14 protein-coding genes and 2 pseudogenes are annotated in these 16,085 nt (G+C 59.0%); 15 read left to right on the forward strand and 1 reads right to left on the reverse strand.

All coding sequences use genetic code 11. The features are described from left to right. The first annotated feature begins 684 nt into the window (after nucleotides 1-684). The 6 genes from BG61_RS35735 (at nucleotide 685) to BG61_RS35755 (ending at nucleotide 5,056) form a co-directional block, all read left to right on the forward strand. On the forward strand, nucleotides 685-1,599 hold the full coding sequence (locus tag BG61_RS35735; RefSeq protein WP_035942847.1) for a LysR family transcriptional regulator: 915 nt from the start codon (nucleotides 685-687) through the stop codon (nucleotides 1,597-1,599). A 185-nt stretch (nucleotides 1,600-1,784) separates the two neighbouring features. Next, on the forward strand, nucleotides 1,785-2,552 hold the full coding sequence (locus BG61_RS35740; protein WP_035942848.1) for an SDR family NAD(P)-dependent oxidoreductase: 768 nt from the start codon (nucleotides 1,785-1,787) through the stop codon (nucleotides 2,550-2,552). Nucleotides 2,553-2,660: 108 nt separating this feature from the next. Beyond that, a complete protein-coding gene (locus BG61_RS35745; RefSeq protein WP_035942851.1) occupies nucleotides 2,661-2,957 on the forward strand; it encodes a DUF1330 domain-containing protein in 297 nt (98 codons plus the stop codon). 176 nt (nucleotides 2,958-3,133) lie between these two features. Beyond that, nucleotides 3,134-3,724, forward strand: coding sequence for a LysR family transcriptional regulator (locus tag BG61_RS35750; protein WP_325099861.1), 591 nt, complete (start codon nucleotides 3,134-3,136; stop codon nucleotides 3,722-3,724). Beyond that, the gene (locus BG61_RS44895; protein ID WP_325099862.1) at nucleotides 3,706-3,957 is read left to right on the forward strand and encodes a type 2 periplasmic-binding domain-containing protein; all 252 of its coding nucleotides are present in this window, start codon (nucleotides 3,706-3,708) and stop codon (nucleotides 3,955-3,957) included. Before BG61_RS35750 ends, BG61_RS44895 begins: the two co-directional genes overlap by 19 nt. Before the next feature lie 76 nt (nucleotides 3,958-4,033). Next, nucleotides 4,034-5,056, forward strand: a complete 1,023-nt coding sequence (locus tag BG61_RS35755) for an IS110 family RNA-guided transposase (protein WP_035942852.1) — start codon at nucleotides 4,034-4,036, stop codon at nucleotides 5,054-5,056. Between the two features lie 1,009 nt (nucleotides 5,057-6,065). Here the strand turns inward: BG61_RS35755 and BG61_RS35760 are convergent. Continuing rightward, a complete protein-coding gene (locus BG61_RS35760; protein ID WP_051673023.1) occupies nucleotides 6,066-6,806 on the reverse strand; it encodes a FadR/GntR family transcriptional regulator in 741 nt (246 codons plus the stop codon). Nucleotides 6,807-7,032: 226 nt separating this feature from the next. On the opposite strand from BG61_RS35760, the gene BG61_RS35765 reads away from it, so the two are divergent. The 9 genes and pseudogenes from BG61_RS35765 to BG61_RS40895 form a co-directional block, all read left to right on the forward strand. Continuing rightward, nucleotides 7,033-8,580 (forward strand): sugar ABC transporter ATP-binding protein, encoded by a 1,548-nt coding sequence (locus BG61_RS35765; protein WP_035942854.1) that lies wholly within the window; start codon nucleotides 7,033-7,035, stop codon nucleotides 8,578-8,580. Beyond that, nucleotides 8,573-9,604 (forward strand): ABC transporter permease, encoded by a 1,032-nt coding sequence (locus BG61_RS35770; RefSeq protein WP_035942856.1) that lies wholly within the window; start codon nucleotides 8,573-8,575, stop codon nucleotides 9,602-9,604. The genes BG61_RS35765 and BG61_RS35770 overlap by 8 nt, the downstream gene beginning before the upstream one ends. A 38-nt stretch (nucleotides 9,605-9,642) precedes the next feature. Next, nucleotides 9,643-10,590, forward strand: a complete 948-nt coding sequence (locus tag BG61_RS35775; protein ID WP_035942858.1) for an ABC transporter substrate-binding protein — start codon at nucleotides 9,643-9,645, stop codon at nucleotides 10,588-10,590. A gap of 79 nt (nucleotides 10,591-10,669) precedes the next feature. Then, a complete protein-coding gene (locus BG61_RS35780) occupies nucleotides 10,670-11,686 on the forward strand; it encodes an aldo/keto reductase (protein WP_035942860.1) in 1,017 nt (338 codons plus the stop codon). After that, a complete protein-coding gene (locus BG61_RS35785) occupies nucleotides 11,686-12,036 on the forward strand; it encodes a hypothetical protein (RefSeq protein WP_035942862.1) in 351 nt (116 codons plus the stop codon). Before BG61_RS35780 ends, BG61_RS35785 begins: the two co-directional genes overlap by 1 nt. Before the next feature lie 13 nt (nucleotides 12,037-12,049). Continuing rightward, complete coding sequence (locus tag BG61_RS35790) at nucleotides 12,050-13,060, forward strand: zinc-binding alcohol dehydrogenase family protein (RefSeq protein ID WP_035942864.1); 1,011 nt, start codon at nucleotides 12,050-12,052, stop codon at nucleotides 13,058-13,060. A 23-nt stretch (nucleotides 13,061-13,083) separates the two neighbouring features. Then, nucleotides 13,084-14,241 carry a mannitol dehydrogenase family protein gene (locus BG61_RS35795; RefSeq protein ID WP_035942866.1) on the forward strand — a complete coding sequence of 386 codons (1,158 nt, stop codon included), beginning with the start codon at nucleotides 13,084-13,086 and terminating at the stop codon, nucleotides 14,239-14,241. Nucleotides 14,242-14,627: 386 nt separating this feature from the next. Beyond that, nucleotides 14,628-14,968, forward strand: a pseudogene (locus BG61_RS35800) (L-rhamnose mutarotase). Nucleotides 14,969-15,174: 206 nt separating this feature from the next. Continuing rightward, a pseudogene (locus BG61_RS40895) lies at nucleotides 15,175-16,085 on the forward strand (IS30 family transposase); the annotation flags it as partial.

The following is a 16,085-nucleotide window of genomic DNA, read 5'->3' on the forward strand; positions in this document are numbered from 1 at the left end:
TCAAGAATTGGAGCCTCCACCAAATCCTTGCCCGACATCGTTTGCTTAACTCCACAAGCAGGTTGTGCAGTTAAGCAAAAGGTGTCGCAAACGACAGCTATTGCTTTACTAGTTGGCGGTTTTTTGAGGGTATACCCGATTTGATGATTGAACTGACGCTCCAAGCGGGTCAAGAGCTAAGACGATGGGCTCCGCGTCGCCGGGCAAGGGGAGAGTGCGAAGTTAGGCCCCGCGACGAAGAGCGGATGCAAGAGTAGAAGCGGGCAAAGGGACGGCGGTGCTGACTCTGGGTCGTTCTGCGCCCCGGTGCCGACCGCAGCTTGTATCCGCCCCACAAGGACCGAACGAGTCAAGCCGGTCATGAGCCGTCGGTCGAGGTCGTCGCCGAGTTCTGCTAACAGAGTCTCCGTCCGCCCTCGCTCAATGGCCGTTGTTCGGCAAGCTGGTTGCGGCGGGACTGCCGCAAGCCGGCCAATCAGCGACGCCCAGCCGCGTTTGAGAGCAAGCTGCCAAGGGGCCGCACTCTACTCGAAGGCAGTCATCGGAGTCAGGAAAAAAAGCGGCCCCCAGCATCTGATCGCCTAGGTGAGGTCGGCGCGTCCCACCTAACAGGTGGTTTGTCTGGGGAGGTCGTGGTTTCGCTACACTGCGCATTTTCGCTGACGATCTGCTAGGAGAAGGCGCATGGACCGCATGGTGGCGATGGAGACCTTCGTAACAGTTGTCGATGCGGGTTCGTTTTCTGCCGCCGCACGCCGCTTGAAGCTCGGCCAGCCAGCCGTCTCAAAGGCGGTCGCACAGCTGGAGGAACGTCTAGGCGCCCGTCTGCTGCTGCGATCGACACGTGGCCTCGCGCCGACGGATGCCGGTCAGCGTTTCTACGATCACGCACTGAGGGCCATCGATGAGGCCGATCAGGCCGAGCAGGCTGTGCGCGAGTCGTCGGAAGGCTTGTCGGGACGATTGCGCATCGGCGCAGCCGTTACGTTCGCCCGGCTGCATGTCTTGCCAGCCCTCAAGTCTTTCCTGGATCAGCACCCCAATCTGAGCATCGACATCGTACTTGACGATCGGTCCGTCGATTTGCTTGGAGAGGGCGTCGATGTCGCATTGCGTATGGGCACGCTGGACGATTCGACCATGACCGCGCGTCGCATCTCCAGCGCGCGGCGTTTCGTCGTCGGCACACCGTCGTATTTCGCCGAAGCCGGCGTCCCTCAAACACCTGTCGACCTTAACCGGCATCAGGCAGTCGTTTACTCTCTGCGAGGCGGCGGTGAATCGTGGTTGTTCAGCCGCAGTGACGGCTCCGACTCGACCGTGACCTTGTCCGGCCGGATAAGCGTGAACGCGGCTGAAGGCATGCGCACGGCGGTACTCGGGCACATGGGCTTTGCCGTCGCTTCGGAATGGATGTTCGCCCCCGAACTCGCAAACGGGACGGTTCAGGCCGTCCTGACTGACTGGACGTTGCCGCCGATCGACCTGTGGGCGGTTTTCCCGTCCGGTCGCATGGCAACCACGAAGGCGCGTGCCTTCATCGCGTTTGTCGAGCACCTTCTCAATGAGCGCAACTCTGGCGCAGGCCTCACCGGCTAGACGCTGCGCACCTTTGCCCCCTCGCAGCAGGAATAGGCGGTATTCCCCGCCCGCGGCTACCGGGCGATTCCGCCTCAGCGGAGGATACGCATCAACCAATGCACGAAACATTGGCTCCGATGCAGCAGTCCCTTCCGGCTGTTCAAGCCGGAGGACCGCTTCAAAACCTACTGTTGAGGAAAAGCATGACCCAAGCTCTGAAAGGCAAACTCGCCCTCGTGACGGGCGCTTCGCGTGGAATCGGCGCAGCTATTGCGGCGCGTCTTGCGCGCGACGGCGCATCCGTCATCATTCACTACGCGTCGAGTGCGGCGCGGGCCGAAGCCGTCGTCAAGGAAATCCGCGATGCCGGCGGCAAGGCTGAGGCTGTCGGCGCCAATCTGTCGCAGCCAGAAGGCGTCAAGAGCCTCATTGGGTCGCTGAATGGTGCGTTCGGCGGCCGCTTCGAAGGGCGGCTCGATATTCTCGTCAACAACGCTGGCACAGTCGAATATGGGCCGTTCCTCGATTCGTCGGGCACGTCGTACGACACGCACTTCAACCTGAATGTCCGCGCGCCGATCGAACTGGCAAAAGACGCGGCAGCGCGCATGGTCGCGGCAGGCTGGGGACGCATCATCAACGTGGGCTCGGCTTTCGGCGAAGCCGCGCCCTTGCCTGGCGTGACGCTCTACATCGCCTCGAAGTTCGCCCTCAGAGGCTTTACGCGCGGGTTATCGCGTGAACTCGGGAAATTCGGCGTGACCGTGAATGCCGTGCAACCCGGCCCGATCGATACAGAACTCGCTCCGCAACCCGGCACGGAAGACCACGCAACGATGACGAAGCTCGCAAGCGTTGGCCGTTTCGGAAAACCGGAAGAAATCGCGGCGGCCGTAGCTTATCTAGCCAGCCCCGAAGCAGGCTATACGACCGGGGAGAGCCTGACGGTCGACGGCGGATGGATTGCCTGACCCGGGCCGCCAAGCATTTCGCTGACACTGCGGCGGCGCCGTGATATCGGGATTTGCAAGACCGTACCAACGGGCCGTCCAGTACAAATTTCACTAGGAGTGCCAGACATGGCAACATACCTTGTTTTTACACGTGAGGTCACCCGAGATCAGCGCGAGCTGGACGCCTATCAGGCAAGTGTCGCAAAGACCTTCGTCGGCCATCCTATCAAAATTCTTGCGGCATATGGACCGCAACAACGGCTCGAGGGAGAGGCGCCCGAGGGCGTAGTGATTGTTGAGTTTCCCGACACGCCGTCTGCGCGCGCGTGGTACGACAGCGAAGAATATCAGGCAATCGCGAAACATCGGTTTAGGGGTGCAACCTACCGAGCGGTGCTGGTAGAGGGACTCGCACACAGTTGACGGAACCGATGGGGACAGTATCAGCAGCGGCCGCGCGTGCATGTGCGACCGCTTTTGCTTCGATGTCAATCCAGTGGTTAACCGCCCAGGGTCGATCAGAGACCCTCGCCGCTGCGGTGATCGGGCGTTACACGAAGTCCTGACCGACGAATGGCCAGGTGCAGCTATAACTCATCATGCTCAATCCGCAATGGCTGCGCACGTTCGCTGCGCTGGCCGAACTCGGCAACTTCACGCGCGCGGCGGAACGGCTCGATCTGACGCAGGCGGCCGTCTCTCAACATTTGCACCGTCTGGAAGATGCGCTCGGTCTGCTTGTGATACGCCGACCGCGGGCCATCGAACTGACGCCTGCTGGGCGCGCGTTGCTCGACTATTGCGAAGCGATGGAACAGGCACGCCGGCGGCTCGATGCGCGTGTGTCCGGTCCTGCAGAAGCCGGAGAGATCGGGTTGATCACGCCGGAAAGCATTGGACTGGCGTTGTTTCCGTTAATGCTCGATTGGCAGGCGCAGCATCCGCCGTGGAAGATTCGTTATTGTTTCGCGCCGGATCCCGAAGTGCTCGACGCGGTGCTGACCAATCGATACGACCTCGGTATCGTCACACTCAAGCCCGATGATACGCGTCTCACCGCGCGCAAATTCATGCAGGAGCCCCTGGAACTTGTCGTGCCAGCGGGTGCAAAAGTGCGTGCGTGGAGCCATCTCGAAACGCTCGGTTTCATCGATCATCCGGATGAGCGGCGATGGCGAATCGCTTGCTGAGCCGGCGCTTTCGGAAGAACGCAAGCATCGCGGACCTGCCGCGCAACGGTTTCAGCAACCAGATCGCACTCATCCTCGAATTCGTGGCGCGCGGGCTGGGATTCACGGTCATTCCGCGCAATGCGCGGGCAGCGTTCGCGCAGCAGCACAAGATCGAAGTGGTGGAATGCGGTTCGCCCGTGGTCGAGATGGAATGGACACCGCCCTCCCTTCGTGGAAGTGGGCACGACTGAGGGCCCCCAGGACCGAACGGCATCAATGTGCCAAAGTGGAGTTGCGACACAACCACTTGAGGAACGGAGGCCCCAGATGAATGCTACGACATATGGACTCGACATTGCAAAACGGGTCTTCCAGTTGTACTGGGTCGATGCCCAAACCGGCGAGATCGCGAATCGGAAGTTCGGACGTGACGATTTAATTGCGTTTCTGGCGCGGCGTCCCGCCGGTCGCGTCGCCCTCGAAGCTTGCGGAAGTGCTCACTGGTGGGCGCGTAAGATTCGCGCGCTCGGACACGAGGTGGTGCTATTACACGCCCAATTTATTCGACCTTTCGTGCAAACGAACAAGACCGACGCGGCGGACGCTCGGGCAATCTGGACTGCAGTGCAGCAGCCCGGCATGCGCACGGTTGCCGCCAAGACAGAGGATCAGCAGGTGATGTTAAGCCTTCATCGTATGCGCTCGTTGCTCGTCAAGTTTCGAACGATGCAGATAAATCAGCTGCGTGGGTTGCTGTACGAGTTCGGCGTTACGTTTCGGGCAGGACGCGTAGCAGGACTCGACGAGATCAGAGAGCGCATGGCAGAACTCGAAGACGCACTGCCACGATCAATAGTTCTTAACCTTCTCGAACAGTTGCGTCGCATCAACCTGTTTGAGGAGGATATCAATCAAATCGAAAAGCGCATTGGCACGTGGCAGAAACACGAAGCGGCGTGTCGAGCGATCTCCGAAGTACCGGGCATCGGCCGTTTGACTGCAACGGCCTTGGTAGCAACAATTGGAGACGCGAAGACGTTCAGGTCGGGGCGCGAGTTCGCAGCGTTTCTGGGGCTTGTTCCTCGCCAGAATGGTACAGGCGGAAAGATCCGGTTGGGCTCGATCTCCAGGCGAGGCGATCCATACCTGCGGACGTTGTTGATACATGGGGCACGTTCTGTTCTGTGTCACACCAAGATGCCGACCGCATGGCAAAAGGCAATACAGGCGAGACGTCCGGCAAATGTAGCAACGGTGGCCTTGGCGAACAAAAAGGCACGAATTGCGTGGGCGATCCTCGCGCATGGGACCTCGTACGAAGAGCATCATGTAAGCCACAGACCCGCATAGCAGAATCGGCACTTTGACGCGTGGAGGAACTGGTAGTTTGCTGGGGTTGATTTCAATGTGATGGCGAAACAGGTCGGACCGCAGGAACGCAAACCTGAACACAGTCTCGTGCTTCAAGCACGTGGTCGAGATGAGGACGTTCCTGGCGAATTCCATCAGGGCCCGCAGCTTCGGCTTGCAAAAGGCCGCATATAAGACCGCAGCCGATACCTTGTTAAGGCATCACATCAAGATCAACTTGGCAAACCGGGCGGTGTCCATATAAGACCGCAGCCGATACCTTGTTAAGGCATCACATCAAGATCAACTTGGCAAACCGGGCGGTGTCCATATAGGACTGTGTGGCTCATTCATCGCGCGGAATGGCCCTTGCCCGCGCCCTGCGCGCGGGCGGTGAGGTATTTGGAGGAGCGGATGAAGGGGTAGTGCGCGATGATGGCCTTATTCGACGCCGCCGCGATCCCGCCCATGATGTCGGTCCTGCGTTGCACCGGCGTCCTCGGGACGTCCGATGGTCTCCTGAAAGCCGTCGTCCAAACGACTTGGTGCCGGCTGACCGTTCTGGGTCCGGTTGCCGAAGCTCGCGCTGCTTTCTTCAGACCGAGCATCACTTGACACGAGTGCATCGGCAAGAGGCCAGTTTCGGTCATTGGTCTGATCGAAGCCATGGTCGTTCGAATGGCTGCACTGCTCAGATCCAGGCAGTGGAAGCGAAGGTCGCGGCGAAGCCACGGGCGGACGGGCTAGAGGTGTGTGGCTGTCACTGCATCAGCATTGGAGGGTCCGGCCCACACCGGCAACAGCGTTGGTTCAGTCATTCGGCCACTAAACGATCAAAGTGCGACGGGACACATCCAGCAAGAAGTACGTCAGTCAGTTGATTGAAAAACTTTAGTGAATCGTTTCACCGGTTAGCCGAAGCGCCTCCAACGTCATGAAAGTTGTGCGTCCGTCCACTAGCATCTTCGGGTTACCACAACGTCGTTGTATCGTCGTTCATGTCGAGATGTCACGGAGAAGCTGCCTTCGCACGACGCGTCGTAACGGCCGTGGCCTCTTTCAAAGTGCCGTCGGTCCATCTCTCTTCTGATGCCTTCAGATGAGCTCGCATCGCCGCCTGAGCAGCGATGGGATCGGCTGCTCTTAGCGCTCTCCAGATATCTTCGTGTTCGCGTATCGCTGCGCTCCACGTCTCCGGGCTCTCCGTGTGGTCCCGCATGGCAGCGGCGATGGGATCATGGCGGCTGTCGAAAAGCTGTCCGACGAAGCGACGGAGGACAGAGTTGCCCGAAGCTTCTGCGATCAACATATGGAATTGACGGTCCGCCTCAACCGGAGACTTGCCGGCTATCGCCAGCCGGCGCATGCGGTCGATGGAGCGTCGAATTCGCTCCAGCATCGCTGCAGTCATACGAGCGGTCGCGAGGACTGCGACGCTCCCTTCGATCGCGGCGCGCGCCTGCATAAGTTCCGACGGGCTGTCGCCGAGTGCTGCTACCGCCGCGGTGCCGTCATCATCGAAATTTGCGTCGCGAACGTAGACGCCAGATCCGATACGGATTTCGACCTGGCCACCGATCTCTAACGCGATCAACGCTTCGCGCAACGAAGGGCGGGAAACGCCGAGTTTCAGAGCGAGCTCTCGCTCGGCGGGCAGGCGCTCTCCGGGCGGGAACTCGCCTTCCTTGATGAGCTTGACGATTTGGCTAGCGACCGATTGGTAAAGCCGCTTTGGTTCGATTGATTTCATGAAGCGGTCTGCAGAGGTAAAGAAGCGAGTAAGCCGCGCCCCAGTGTAGCACTGCATAAGGGCCGCCGCGGGCGCGCACAAGCCACGCAACATTAGGGTTTTCTCTATTGGTAAGGACGGTTAGAAAAAAGCAAATTGGCTTGACCAACACAAGAAACCCCTGTTTAATCTGTCGCAAATGGACTGACCAGCAACACGCCAGGTTGGCCGCTTCATAGGAGACGCTATGGCAACACCCCACGGTCCTTCGGCTTCGGCGACAGATGCCCCAGATCTTGCGAAGCAGGAGATCCTGCGCCTCGAGGGAATCGGCAAGCGCTTCCCCGGCGTCGTCGCGCTAGACGGCATAAACCTTGACCTCCGCTGTGGGGAAGTACACGCTGTTTGCGGTGAGAATGGGGCAGGGAAGTCGACGTTGATGAAGATCATCAGCGGGCAATACCGCCCGGACAGTGGCACGATGCGCTATCGCGGCGAGGAAGTCCGGTTTGTTTCGACGTCAGACGCACAAGCGGCCGGCATTGCGATCATCCATCAGGAACTCAACCTCGTACCGCATCTAAGCGTCGCCGAGAACCTTTTTCTCGCACGCGAACCGAAACGCGGTCCATTCGTTGACAAGCGCAAGCTCAACGAGGACGCAAAGCGATGCTTGGCGCGCCTCGGCCTTGCCGTTGCTCCATCTACCCTCGTCGGCACGTTGTCGATCGCACAGCAGCAGATGGTTGAGATCGCCAAGGCGCTTTCACTCGACGCTCGAGTGCTGATCATGGACGAACCAACGTCCTCACTGACAGAGTCGGAGACCGTCTATCTTTTTCGCATCATCAGGGAACTGCGTGAAGCGGGCGTTGCGATTCTCTATATCTCACACCGTCTCGATGAAATGCAGCACATAGTCGATCGAGTGACGATCTTGCGCGATGGCCGTCATATTTCAACGGACGACTTCGCTTCACAGTCGGTCAACGATATCGTGGCGCGCATGGTAGGGCGCTCGCTCGACGACGCATATCCGGCACGGCAGTCAGTCCCGACGACTGAAGTCCTTCTCAGCGCCCGGGATTTGCGCAGAAATGGGGTTTTCGGTCCGGTCTCGTTCGACTTGCGCAAGGGCGAAATCCTGGGCTTCGCTGGGCTGATGGGCGCCGGCCGCACTGAAGTAGCTCGGGCAATATTCGGAGCCGACAAGCTGGACGGCGGGACGATCACACTCAGAGGTGAGCCGGTATCGATCCGCTCGCCGCGCGAGGCGATTCGCCACGGCATCGCTTATCTCTCTGAAGACCGAAAGAAAGAAGGGCTCGCTCTGGGTATGCCGATCGCGTCCAACATTACGCTGGCGAATGTTCGAGGCGTAGCTTCATCCGGCTTTCTTCGCTTCGGGGAAGAAGCGCGTGTTGCGCAAAAGTACGTGAAGGATCTCGCGATCCGTACACCGTCGATTCACCAGATCGTGCGGAACCTGTCGGGCGGTAATCAGCAAAAGGTGGTTATCGGGAAATGGCTGTACCGCGGATCAAACATTCTTTTCTTCGACGAGCCGACGCGAGGCATCGACGTCGGCGCCAAGTTCGCGATTTATGGGCTCATGGACCGGCTTGCAGCGGAAGGCATCGGCGTGGTCGTCATCAGTTCGGAGCTACCCGAATTACTCGGGACGACAGACCGAATTGCTGTTTTCCACGAAGGACACGTGACAGCGGTTCTTGAAACCCAATCAACTAGTCAGGAGGAAATTATGCATTACGCTTCGGGGCGCACTCATGCTTGAAATGACTTCCGATCCTACTCAAGCTTCAAAGCGCTCCGCGCAGCAGCGCCGCCGCGACCTCATTCAGAAGTTCGCTGCCCTAGGCAGCCTGGTTCTCCTGGTGATCGCCTTCTCCTTGGCCAGTTCAGCCTTCCTCTCGGTCGACAATCTCATGACCGTGAGCCTGCAGGTGACGTCGATTGCCTATCTCGGGGTCGCCGCAACGTGCGTCATCATCACCGGAGGGATTGACCTCTCGGTCGGCTCAGTCCTCGCCCTCGCAGGCGTTGGGGCCGCGCTGCTGGTCAAGCTCGGTGTGCCGGTGCCCGCGGCAATGCTTTGTGGCGTGTTTATTGGCGCCCTCTGCGGCCTGGTCAACGGGATTTGCGTCACACGCATGGGATTGCCGCCGTTCATCGCGACGCTGGGCATGATGCTGGTCGCTCGCGGCGTAGCTTTGCAAATCACCGGGGCACGCCCGGTGTCGGATCTCGGCGATGCGTTCGGCGCACTCGGCAACGGCGCACTGTTTCGGATATCACGCATTGGCGCGGACGGATTTCCCAACACGACGTTTCCGGGGATTCCGTACCCCGTAATCATCATGGTCGTGCTTTTCGTGGGCGTGTCCGTACTGCTCTCGAAGACTTCGCTTGGCCGCCATATCTATGCGGTCGGCTCGAATGCCGAGGCCGCTCGGCTCTCCGGTGTCAACGTCCAAGGTGTCAAACTCTTTACCTACTTGCTCTCGGGAGCGTTGGCCGGCGTGACGGGATGCGTGCTGATGTCCCGGCTCGTTACCGGGCAACCGAACGAGGGTGTCATGTACGAACTCGATGCAATCGCAAGTTCAGTCATCGGCGGCACATCGCTCATGGGCGGCGTCGGCACGATCTCGGGCACGGCCATCGGTGCCTTTGTTATCGGCGTGCTTCGCAACGGGCTGAACATGAATGGGGTGTCGAGTTTCATCCAGCAGATCATCATCGGCGTGGTGATTCTCGGAACAGTCTGGATCGATCAATTACGCAACCACAAATCTTAATGGTTTGCCTCTGAAATCAAAGAAGACAGGAGCGAGACATGAACAAATACTCAATAGCTGCGGCGTCGGTATTGCTTTTTTCGACCATTAACACAGGCGCTTATGCCGCAGGCGGCGAGATCGCCGTGATCGTCAAGACGGTGAACTCCAACTACTGGCAGAACGTGCAGAAAGGGGCGAGCGCCGCTGTTGCCGATGCCAAAGGCTATACGTTGACCTTCCAAGGGCCAGCCTCGGAGTCCGCCATCACGGACGAGGTGAACATGGTCGTCAACGCGGTCAACCGGCGTGTCGCGGGGATCGTGCTCGCCCCATCCGATCCTGACGCCCTCGTTCCCGCTATCAAGAAAGCGTGGGAGGCCCACATTCCCGTGGTGCTGATCGACTCGACCATCTCCGACTCGGGGAAGCAGTATTACCAGTCCTTCTTGTCGACTGACAACGAGAAGGCCGGCGAGATGTGTGCGAAGGCGCTCATCGATCGGGTAGGGCAGTCAGGAAAGATTGCGATCATGTCCTACGTCCCTGGTGCTGGTTCGGAGGTCAGCCGCGTCGGGGGATTCCGGAAATACATCGCCGATCATTCGAAACTTCAAGTCGTGGGTCCGTTCTACTCACAATCGCAAATGGCGACTGCCCTCAATCAAACAACCGATGTGCTGTCGGCTAATCCTGATTTGAAGGGAATCTTCGGTGCCAACGAACCGACTGCAATTGGCGTTGGTCGCGCACTGAAGCAGTCCGGAAAGGCAGGAAAGCTCGTTGCCGTGGGTTTTGACGGGAACGAAGATCTTCAAGGCTTCGTGCGCGACGGAACCGTCCAGGCAATCGCGGTACAGGGATCCTGGCAGATGGGCTACAAAGGCATTCAGACGGTCGTCAATGTCATCGAACGCAAGCCCGTCGCGAAGCAGGTCGACACCGGTGTGGTGATGGTCGACAAGCAAAATCTCGACTCGAACGAAGCCAAGAACGTCCTTTATTAGTCGCAAGAAAGGGGCGGCGAATCGATGTTGCCGATTCACCGCCCTGCCAACTCCCGAGTCCAGGAAGGCACCGGTATCCATGAAAGCACACGAGACACGTGTATTGCCCCGCAGCCGACTTTCAGTAACGGCCCTCGGTTTGGGCTGCTCGCAGCTGGGTGGACTATACCGTCCTATGTCGGGCGCCGATGCATCTGCTGTAGTCGAAGCCGCGTGGAGCGCCGGCATTCGATACTTCGACACCGCGCCGTTTTACGGCTACACGCTTTCCGAGCGACGTGTCGGGGAGATCCTTGGCGATCCTGACCGAAACACCTTTACGCTCAGCACGAAAGTGGGGCGCTTAATGCGTCCTGATCCCAGCGTTAGTCCCGGCGACGACGGTTGGGCGACACCTCTGCCGTTTCGGCCGGAGTTCGATTACTCGTATGAAGGGATCATGCGCTCTTATGAGGACAGCTTGCAACGGCTCGGAATGCATCGGATCGACATGTTGTACGTGCATGACATTGGCCGCGCAACTCACGCCGACCGACATGGGCAGTTTTGGTCGCAGTTGACGGAAGGTGGTGGGTTCAAAGCACTGCAACACTTGCGAACGAGTGGTGCGGTGCGCGGCATCGGACTTGGCGTCAACGAATGGGAAGTGGCGGCGGATGCGCTGAACGAGGCCGAGCTCGATGCCATTCTGTTGGCCGGTCGGTACACCTTGCTCGAGCAGACAGCGCTCGAGCCGCTATTGGATGTCTGTGCACAGGCTGGAACCGCCGTTGTCGTTGGTGGCGTTTTCAATTCGGGCGTGCTTGCCGGAAACGGTAAGTTCAATTACGGCGATGCGCCGGCAGATGTGGTGGAGAAGGTGGGGGCGCTTTCGGCGGTCTGTCAGCGCTTCGATGTCCCGCTTCCTGCCGCCGCTCTGCAATTCGTATTTGCTCATCCGGCTGTTGTTTCGTGCGCAGTCGGAGTTCGAAGCGTGCCCCAACTGCAGCAAAACATCGCATGGCTGGAGACGGCGATACCTGCGGCGTTTTGGCAGACACTTCACCGCGAGGGGCTCGTGTCCAGTAAGGCGCCAGTTCCAGAAGAAGTGCAGTGATGCAACGCATCGACGCGCATCAGCATTACTGGCGGGCCCTTGACGTTGCAGAAATAACGGAAACCGTTGCAGTTGTCGTCGGTTGGATCGACTTGCAGTCGCCGACTGCCGCGCAAAGCATCGCCGCGTTCGCAAGGAACCTGAAAGGGCGTGGTCTGCGTCCGGTGCTGCAAGACTTGCCTGACGACGACTGGGTCTCGCGCCCAAGAGTCGAACAGGCGATCGCCGCGCTCGCAGCCTGCGAGGATGACTGTCAACGCGTCTTCGCGGAGTTTGCAAATCAAGACATTCTTGGCGGCAACGCCTGCCGGTTGTATGGTATCGGTTCATCCCGAAACGATGCGAATTAAAAAGGATATCGAAATGCTTACCGTGATATGTGAGTCACCGGGAGTACTCCGTGCGCAACAGTCGGAGGTGCCCGCGCGGAGTGCCGGAGAAGTATTGCTTCGAGTGAGCCGGGTCGGAGTGTGCGGCACGGATTTGCACATCTTCACGGGGACTCAACCATATCTGCAATACCCTCGTGTGATGGGACACGAGTTGTCCGGCGTCGTTGTCGAAGCAGATAGCGAGTCCGGATTAGTTGCAGGCGACGGCGTCTATGTGATGCCTTACCTGTCTTGCGGAAAATGCGTGGCGTGTCGTCAAGGAAAGGCCAACTGCTGTGTGAACATCAAGGTGCTCGGTGTGCATCAAGACGGTGCCATGACCGAATATCTCAGTGTTCCGTCGCAGTTTGTGCACAAGGCAGAAGGCGTAACGCTCGACCAGGCAGCCATGCTCGAATTTCTTGCTATCGGTGCGCACGCGGTGCGGCGTGCGGATGTTCAGCGGGGGCAGCGGGTGCTCGTCGTCGGGGCAGGCCCGATCGGAATGGCGGCGATGATCTTCGCGTCGCTCAGAGGCGGACGCGTTGTTTGCCTGGACACCCGCGCGGACCGGCTTTCGTTCTGCACGACCCATCTCGAGATAGAAGCGGCGGTCGCCGTCGGGCCGGACGATGCTGCGCAGCTTGCATCGCTGACCGACAACGAGTTCTTCGATGTCGTCTTCGATGCGACCGGTAATATCAATGCGATGAACCGCGGTTTCGAGTTCATTGCGCATGGCGGTAAGTACACGCTGATCTCCATCGTGCCTGGACAAGTGAGTTTCGCGGACCCGGAGTTTCACAAGCGTGAAGCGACGCTGCTCGCTAGCCGCAACGCGACGCCGGGTGACTTCGATACGGTGCTGGAAGCGATGCGCGGCGGACATATCCCGGATGCAGCGTTGAACACTCACAGAATGAAGCTCGAGGACGTTCCATCCGAATTTCCCCGTTTGCTCGAAACAGGCCAGACGGTTGTAAAGGCGCTAGTCGAATGCTAACGAACGCACTCGGACGAAGTCCCGTGAATGCACCTATTCTGCAGTTCGGAACGAGCCGATTTCTTCTGGCGCACGCCGCACTCTTCGTCTCTGAGGCGCTTGCGCGAGGAGCGGCAATGGGCGGCATCACCATCGTGCAAACCACTCAAAGTGCTTCGAGCCGTGCGAGGATTGCAGCGCTCAAGGATTCTCACGGCTATCCCGTCCACATACGGGGCTATGATGCGGGCTCTGTGGTGGACCGGGTGATCCAGTGCCATGCGGTGCAGGATGCATTGATCGCGGGCGACGACTGGCCAGTGATTCGTCGCGCTTTCGTCGACCATGTCCGTGTCGTCGTGTCCAACACGAGTGACGCCGGGTACCGCGTGGACGAACGCGACTCGTCGGAAGTCGTTGAAGACGAAGCCTGCGTTCCGCATAGTTTCCCGGCCAAGTTGCTGGCACTCATACATGCACGCTGGCGCGAACGTCCGGAGGCCGGCGTGACTGTGTTTCCGTGCGAATTGGTTCAGGACAACGGCGATACCTTGCGCGACATAGTAGCGGGGCTGGCCGGCCAATGGTCGCTGTCGACGTCGTTTGTCGACTATCTGCGGAATCAATGTGTCTGGGTCAATTCGCTTGTCGACCGCATTGTCTCTCAGGCGATCGAGCCTGTCGGGGCGGTCGCGGAGCCATACGCATTGTGGGCGATCGAGCGGCGACCCGGCATGGAGCTTCTATGCACACACGATCAGATCATCGTGACGGATGACCTGCGCCGGTTCGAACGGCTGAAGCTGTTCTTCCTCAACCTCGGACACACATGGCTGGCCGAGGGCTGGCTCAGAGACAAGCGCGATCCGTCGCAGACGGTTTTTGATGCAATGAACGACCCACTTTTGCGCGATGAGCTTGAGGGCGTATGGAACGACGAGGTGTTGCCGGTCTTCCGTTCCTTGGGTTCTAAAGACGAAGCGGCACGATATATCGACAGCGTGCGTGATCGCTTCCTGAACCCTTTCCTGGGCCATCGGATTGCAGACATTGCGGTGAATCACGAAGAAAAAGTCAGGCGGCGAATACTTCCTTTTCTCGAGCTGGCTGCATCGGAATCGCCGGGTGCAATGCAGCCGCGCTTGCGAAGTGTCCTGAGGGCGCACGGGGTCGGGCTCGACGTTACCGGTAGCTTGCTGTGAAGCGTGGTACGCCGGATTCGTCCGGTGCGCGGTCATTCGTTTAAGACTCTTGACGCATCCTTCGCTATCGCGACAGCGAAGGCATCTTTCCCGCATCACTGCGTGCGCGACTGAAGGGGATGCCATGATGAGCTATGAAGACACGAACAAGAAAGTAAGGACGACGGCCTTCGTTTCCCGGCCCTCGAACGCAGCCTGTTGGACGAAGCCCTTAGTCTCCTTGTGTCGGCGCGCACCGGTGCGCTCGCGCTTTCGGTGAACGCCACCAAAGCGCAGCGTTCGTAGACTCCAACGGGACATGACTTCCATCTTCCCGCGATCATAGGCTTGCAGCGGCGCTTGAAATAGCGGGCTATGGGCGGCGAACGTTTTGACCAGGACCTTCTATGCGTTATTGCCTTGCACTCGATCTTGTAGACAACCAACAGCTCATCGAAGAATATGAGCGGCATCATCGTGATGTTTGGCCCGGACGTCCTGGCTCACATCCGCAGTCACGGAGTGTTGGGCATGGAGATCTTCAGGCTTGGAACGCGACTCACGATGGTCATGGAGACAGACGGCGCGGTTTTCAGCGCAAGCGCGATGGAGCGAGCCGCAGTTGAGAATGACGTCGTGAGACGCTGGGAGGGAACTGATGTGGACCTTCCAACAACCCACCCCGTGGACAGAAGGGGGCATTAAGTGGATGCCGATGACGCGCATTTTCGACTTGGCGAAACAGTGACCGTGCAGTGGTGCGTCGCTGCAGTCCCGCCTACTTTCGCTTTCGCATCGTCGGAAAGCCGGTAGTGGCTTCGACCCGATGGCGTGAAGATTAGCCCGGTCAGTATAGTGTTGAGCGCGCGGGCGCTACGAAGGTCCATGACCTTTGCGGTTTCAACCGGTCGATGCAACACAATGGAAGCTGCGTGAGCAGCGGGAGTGTTGCAGATGAAGTACCGAACCCGGATCTATTACAGCGAGAGCCAGAAAGCGTTAATGTGGGAACTCTGGCGGAAAGGCGAATCGCTTCAGCATATTGCGCAACTGTTCGATCGGAATCACTCATCGATACAGGGAATTCTGGCGAAGACAGGCGGAATACAGCCGGCACTGCGACGTCGTCCAGACCGGCATTGACGCTAGCCGAGCGCGAGGAGATATCGCGCTCACTGGTAGCCGGGGACTCGATCCGCTTGGTGGCCAGCCGGCTTGGACGGGCACCCTCCACCATCAGTAGGGAAATTGGGCGAAATGGTGGATCTCGAGGCTATCGGGCGAATCGAGCCGATGCGCTTGCCTGGGATCGTGCCCTTCGTCCCAAGGAATGCAAGCTCGTCAGGAATCGGGAGCTCGCCCGGGTCGTGGCGAGCAAACTCCAGTTGCAGTGGTCGCCAGAACAGATTGCCGGTTGGCTCAAGCACTCATACGCGGTCAACAAGGACCATGAGGTGTCGCACGAGACGATCTACCGAAGCCTTTATATACAGGCCCGCGGTGCGCTAAAGAAGGAACTGCTGGAGCATCTGCGCCGAACGCGAGCGATGCGTCGTTCACGTCACCACACTATGAAGACGGACGATCACGGCAGAATCTGCGACGCCGTATCGATCAGTGAACGCCCCGCGACAGCGGAAGACCGTGCGATACCGGGGCATTGGGAAGGCGATCTGCTGTTTGGTAACGCGAACAGCCAGATTGCAACTCTCGTCGAACGTCAAACGCGCTACGTCATGCTGGTGAGGGTTGCCAGCAAGGATGCAGAGACCGTCGTCAACGCTGCGGCCACTCGGGCATCTGCAGCATGGCATCGATCGGGAACACATCCAAAGACGAATAGCCAAATCCAACAAACCACTTGT

The organism is Caballeronia glathei (assembly GCF_000698595.1).
In the GTDB taxonomy this organism is placed as follows: domain Bacteria; phylum Pseudomonadota; class Gammaproteobacteria; order Burkholderiales; family Burkholderiaceae; genus Caballeronia; species Caballeronia glathei.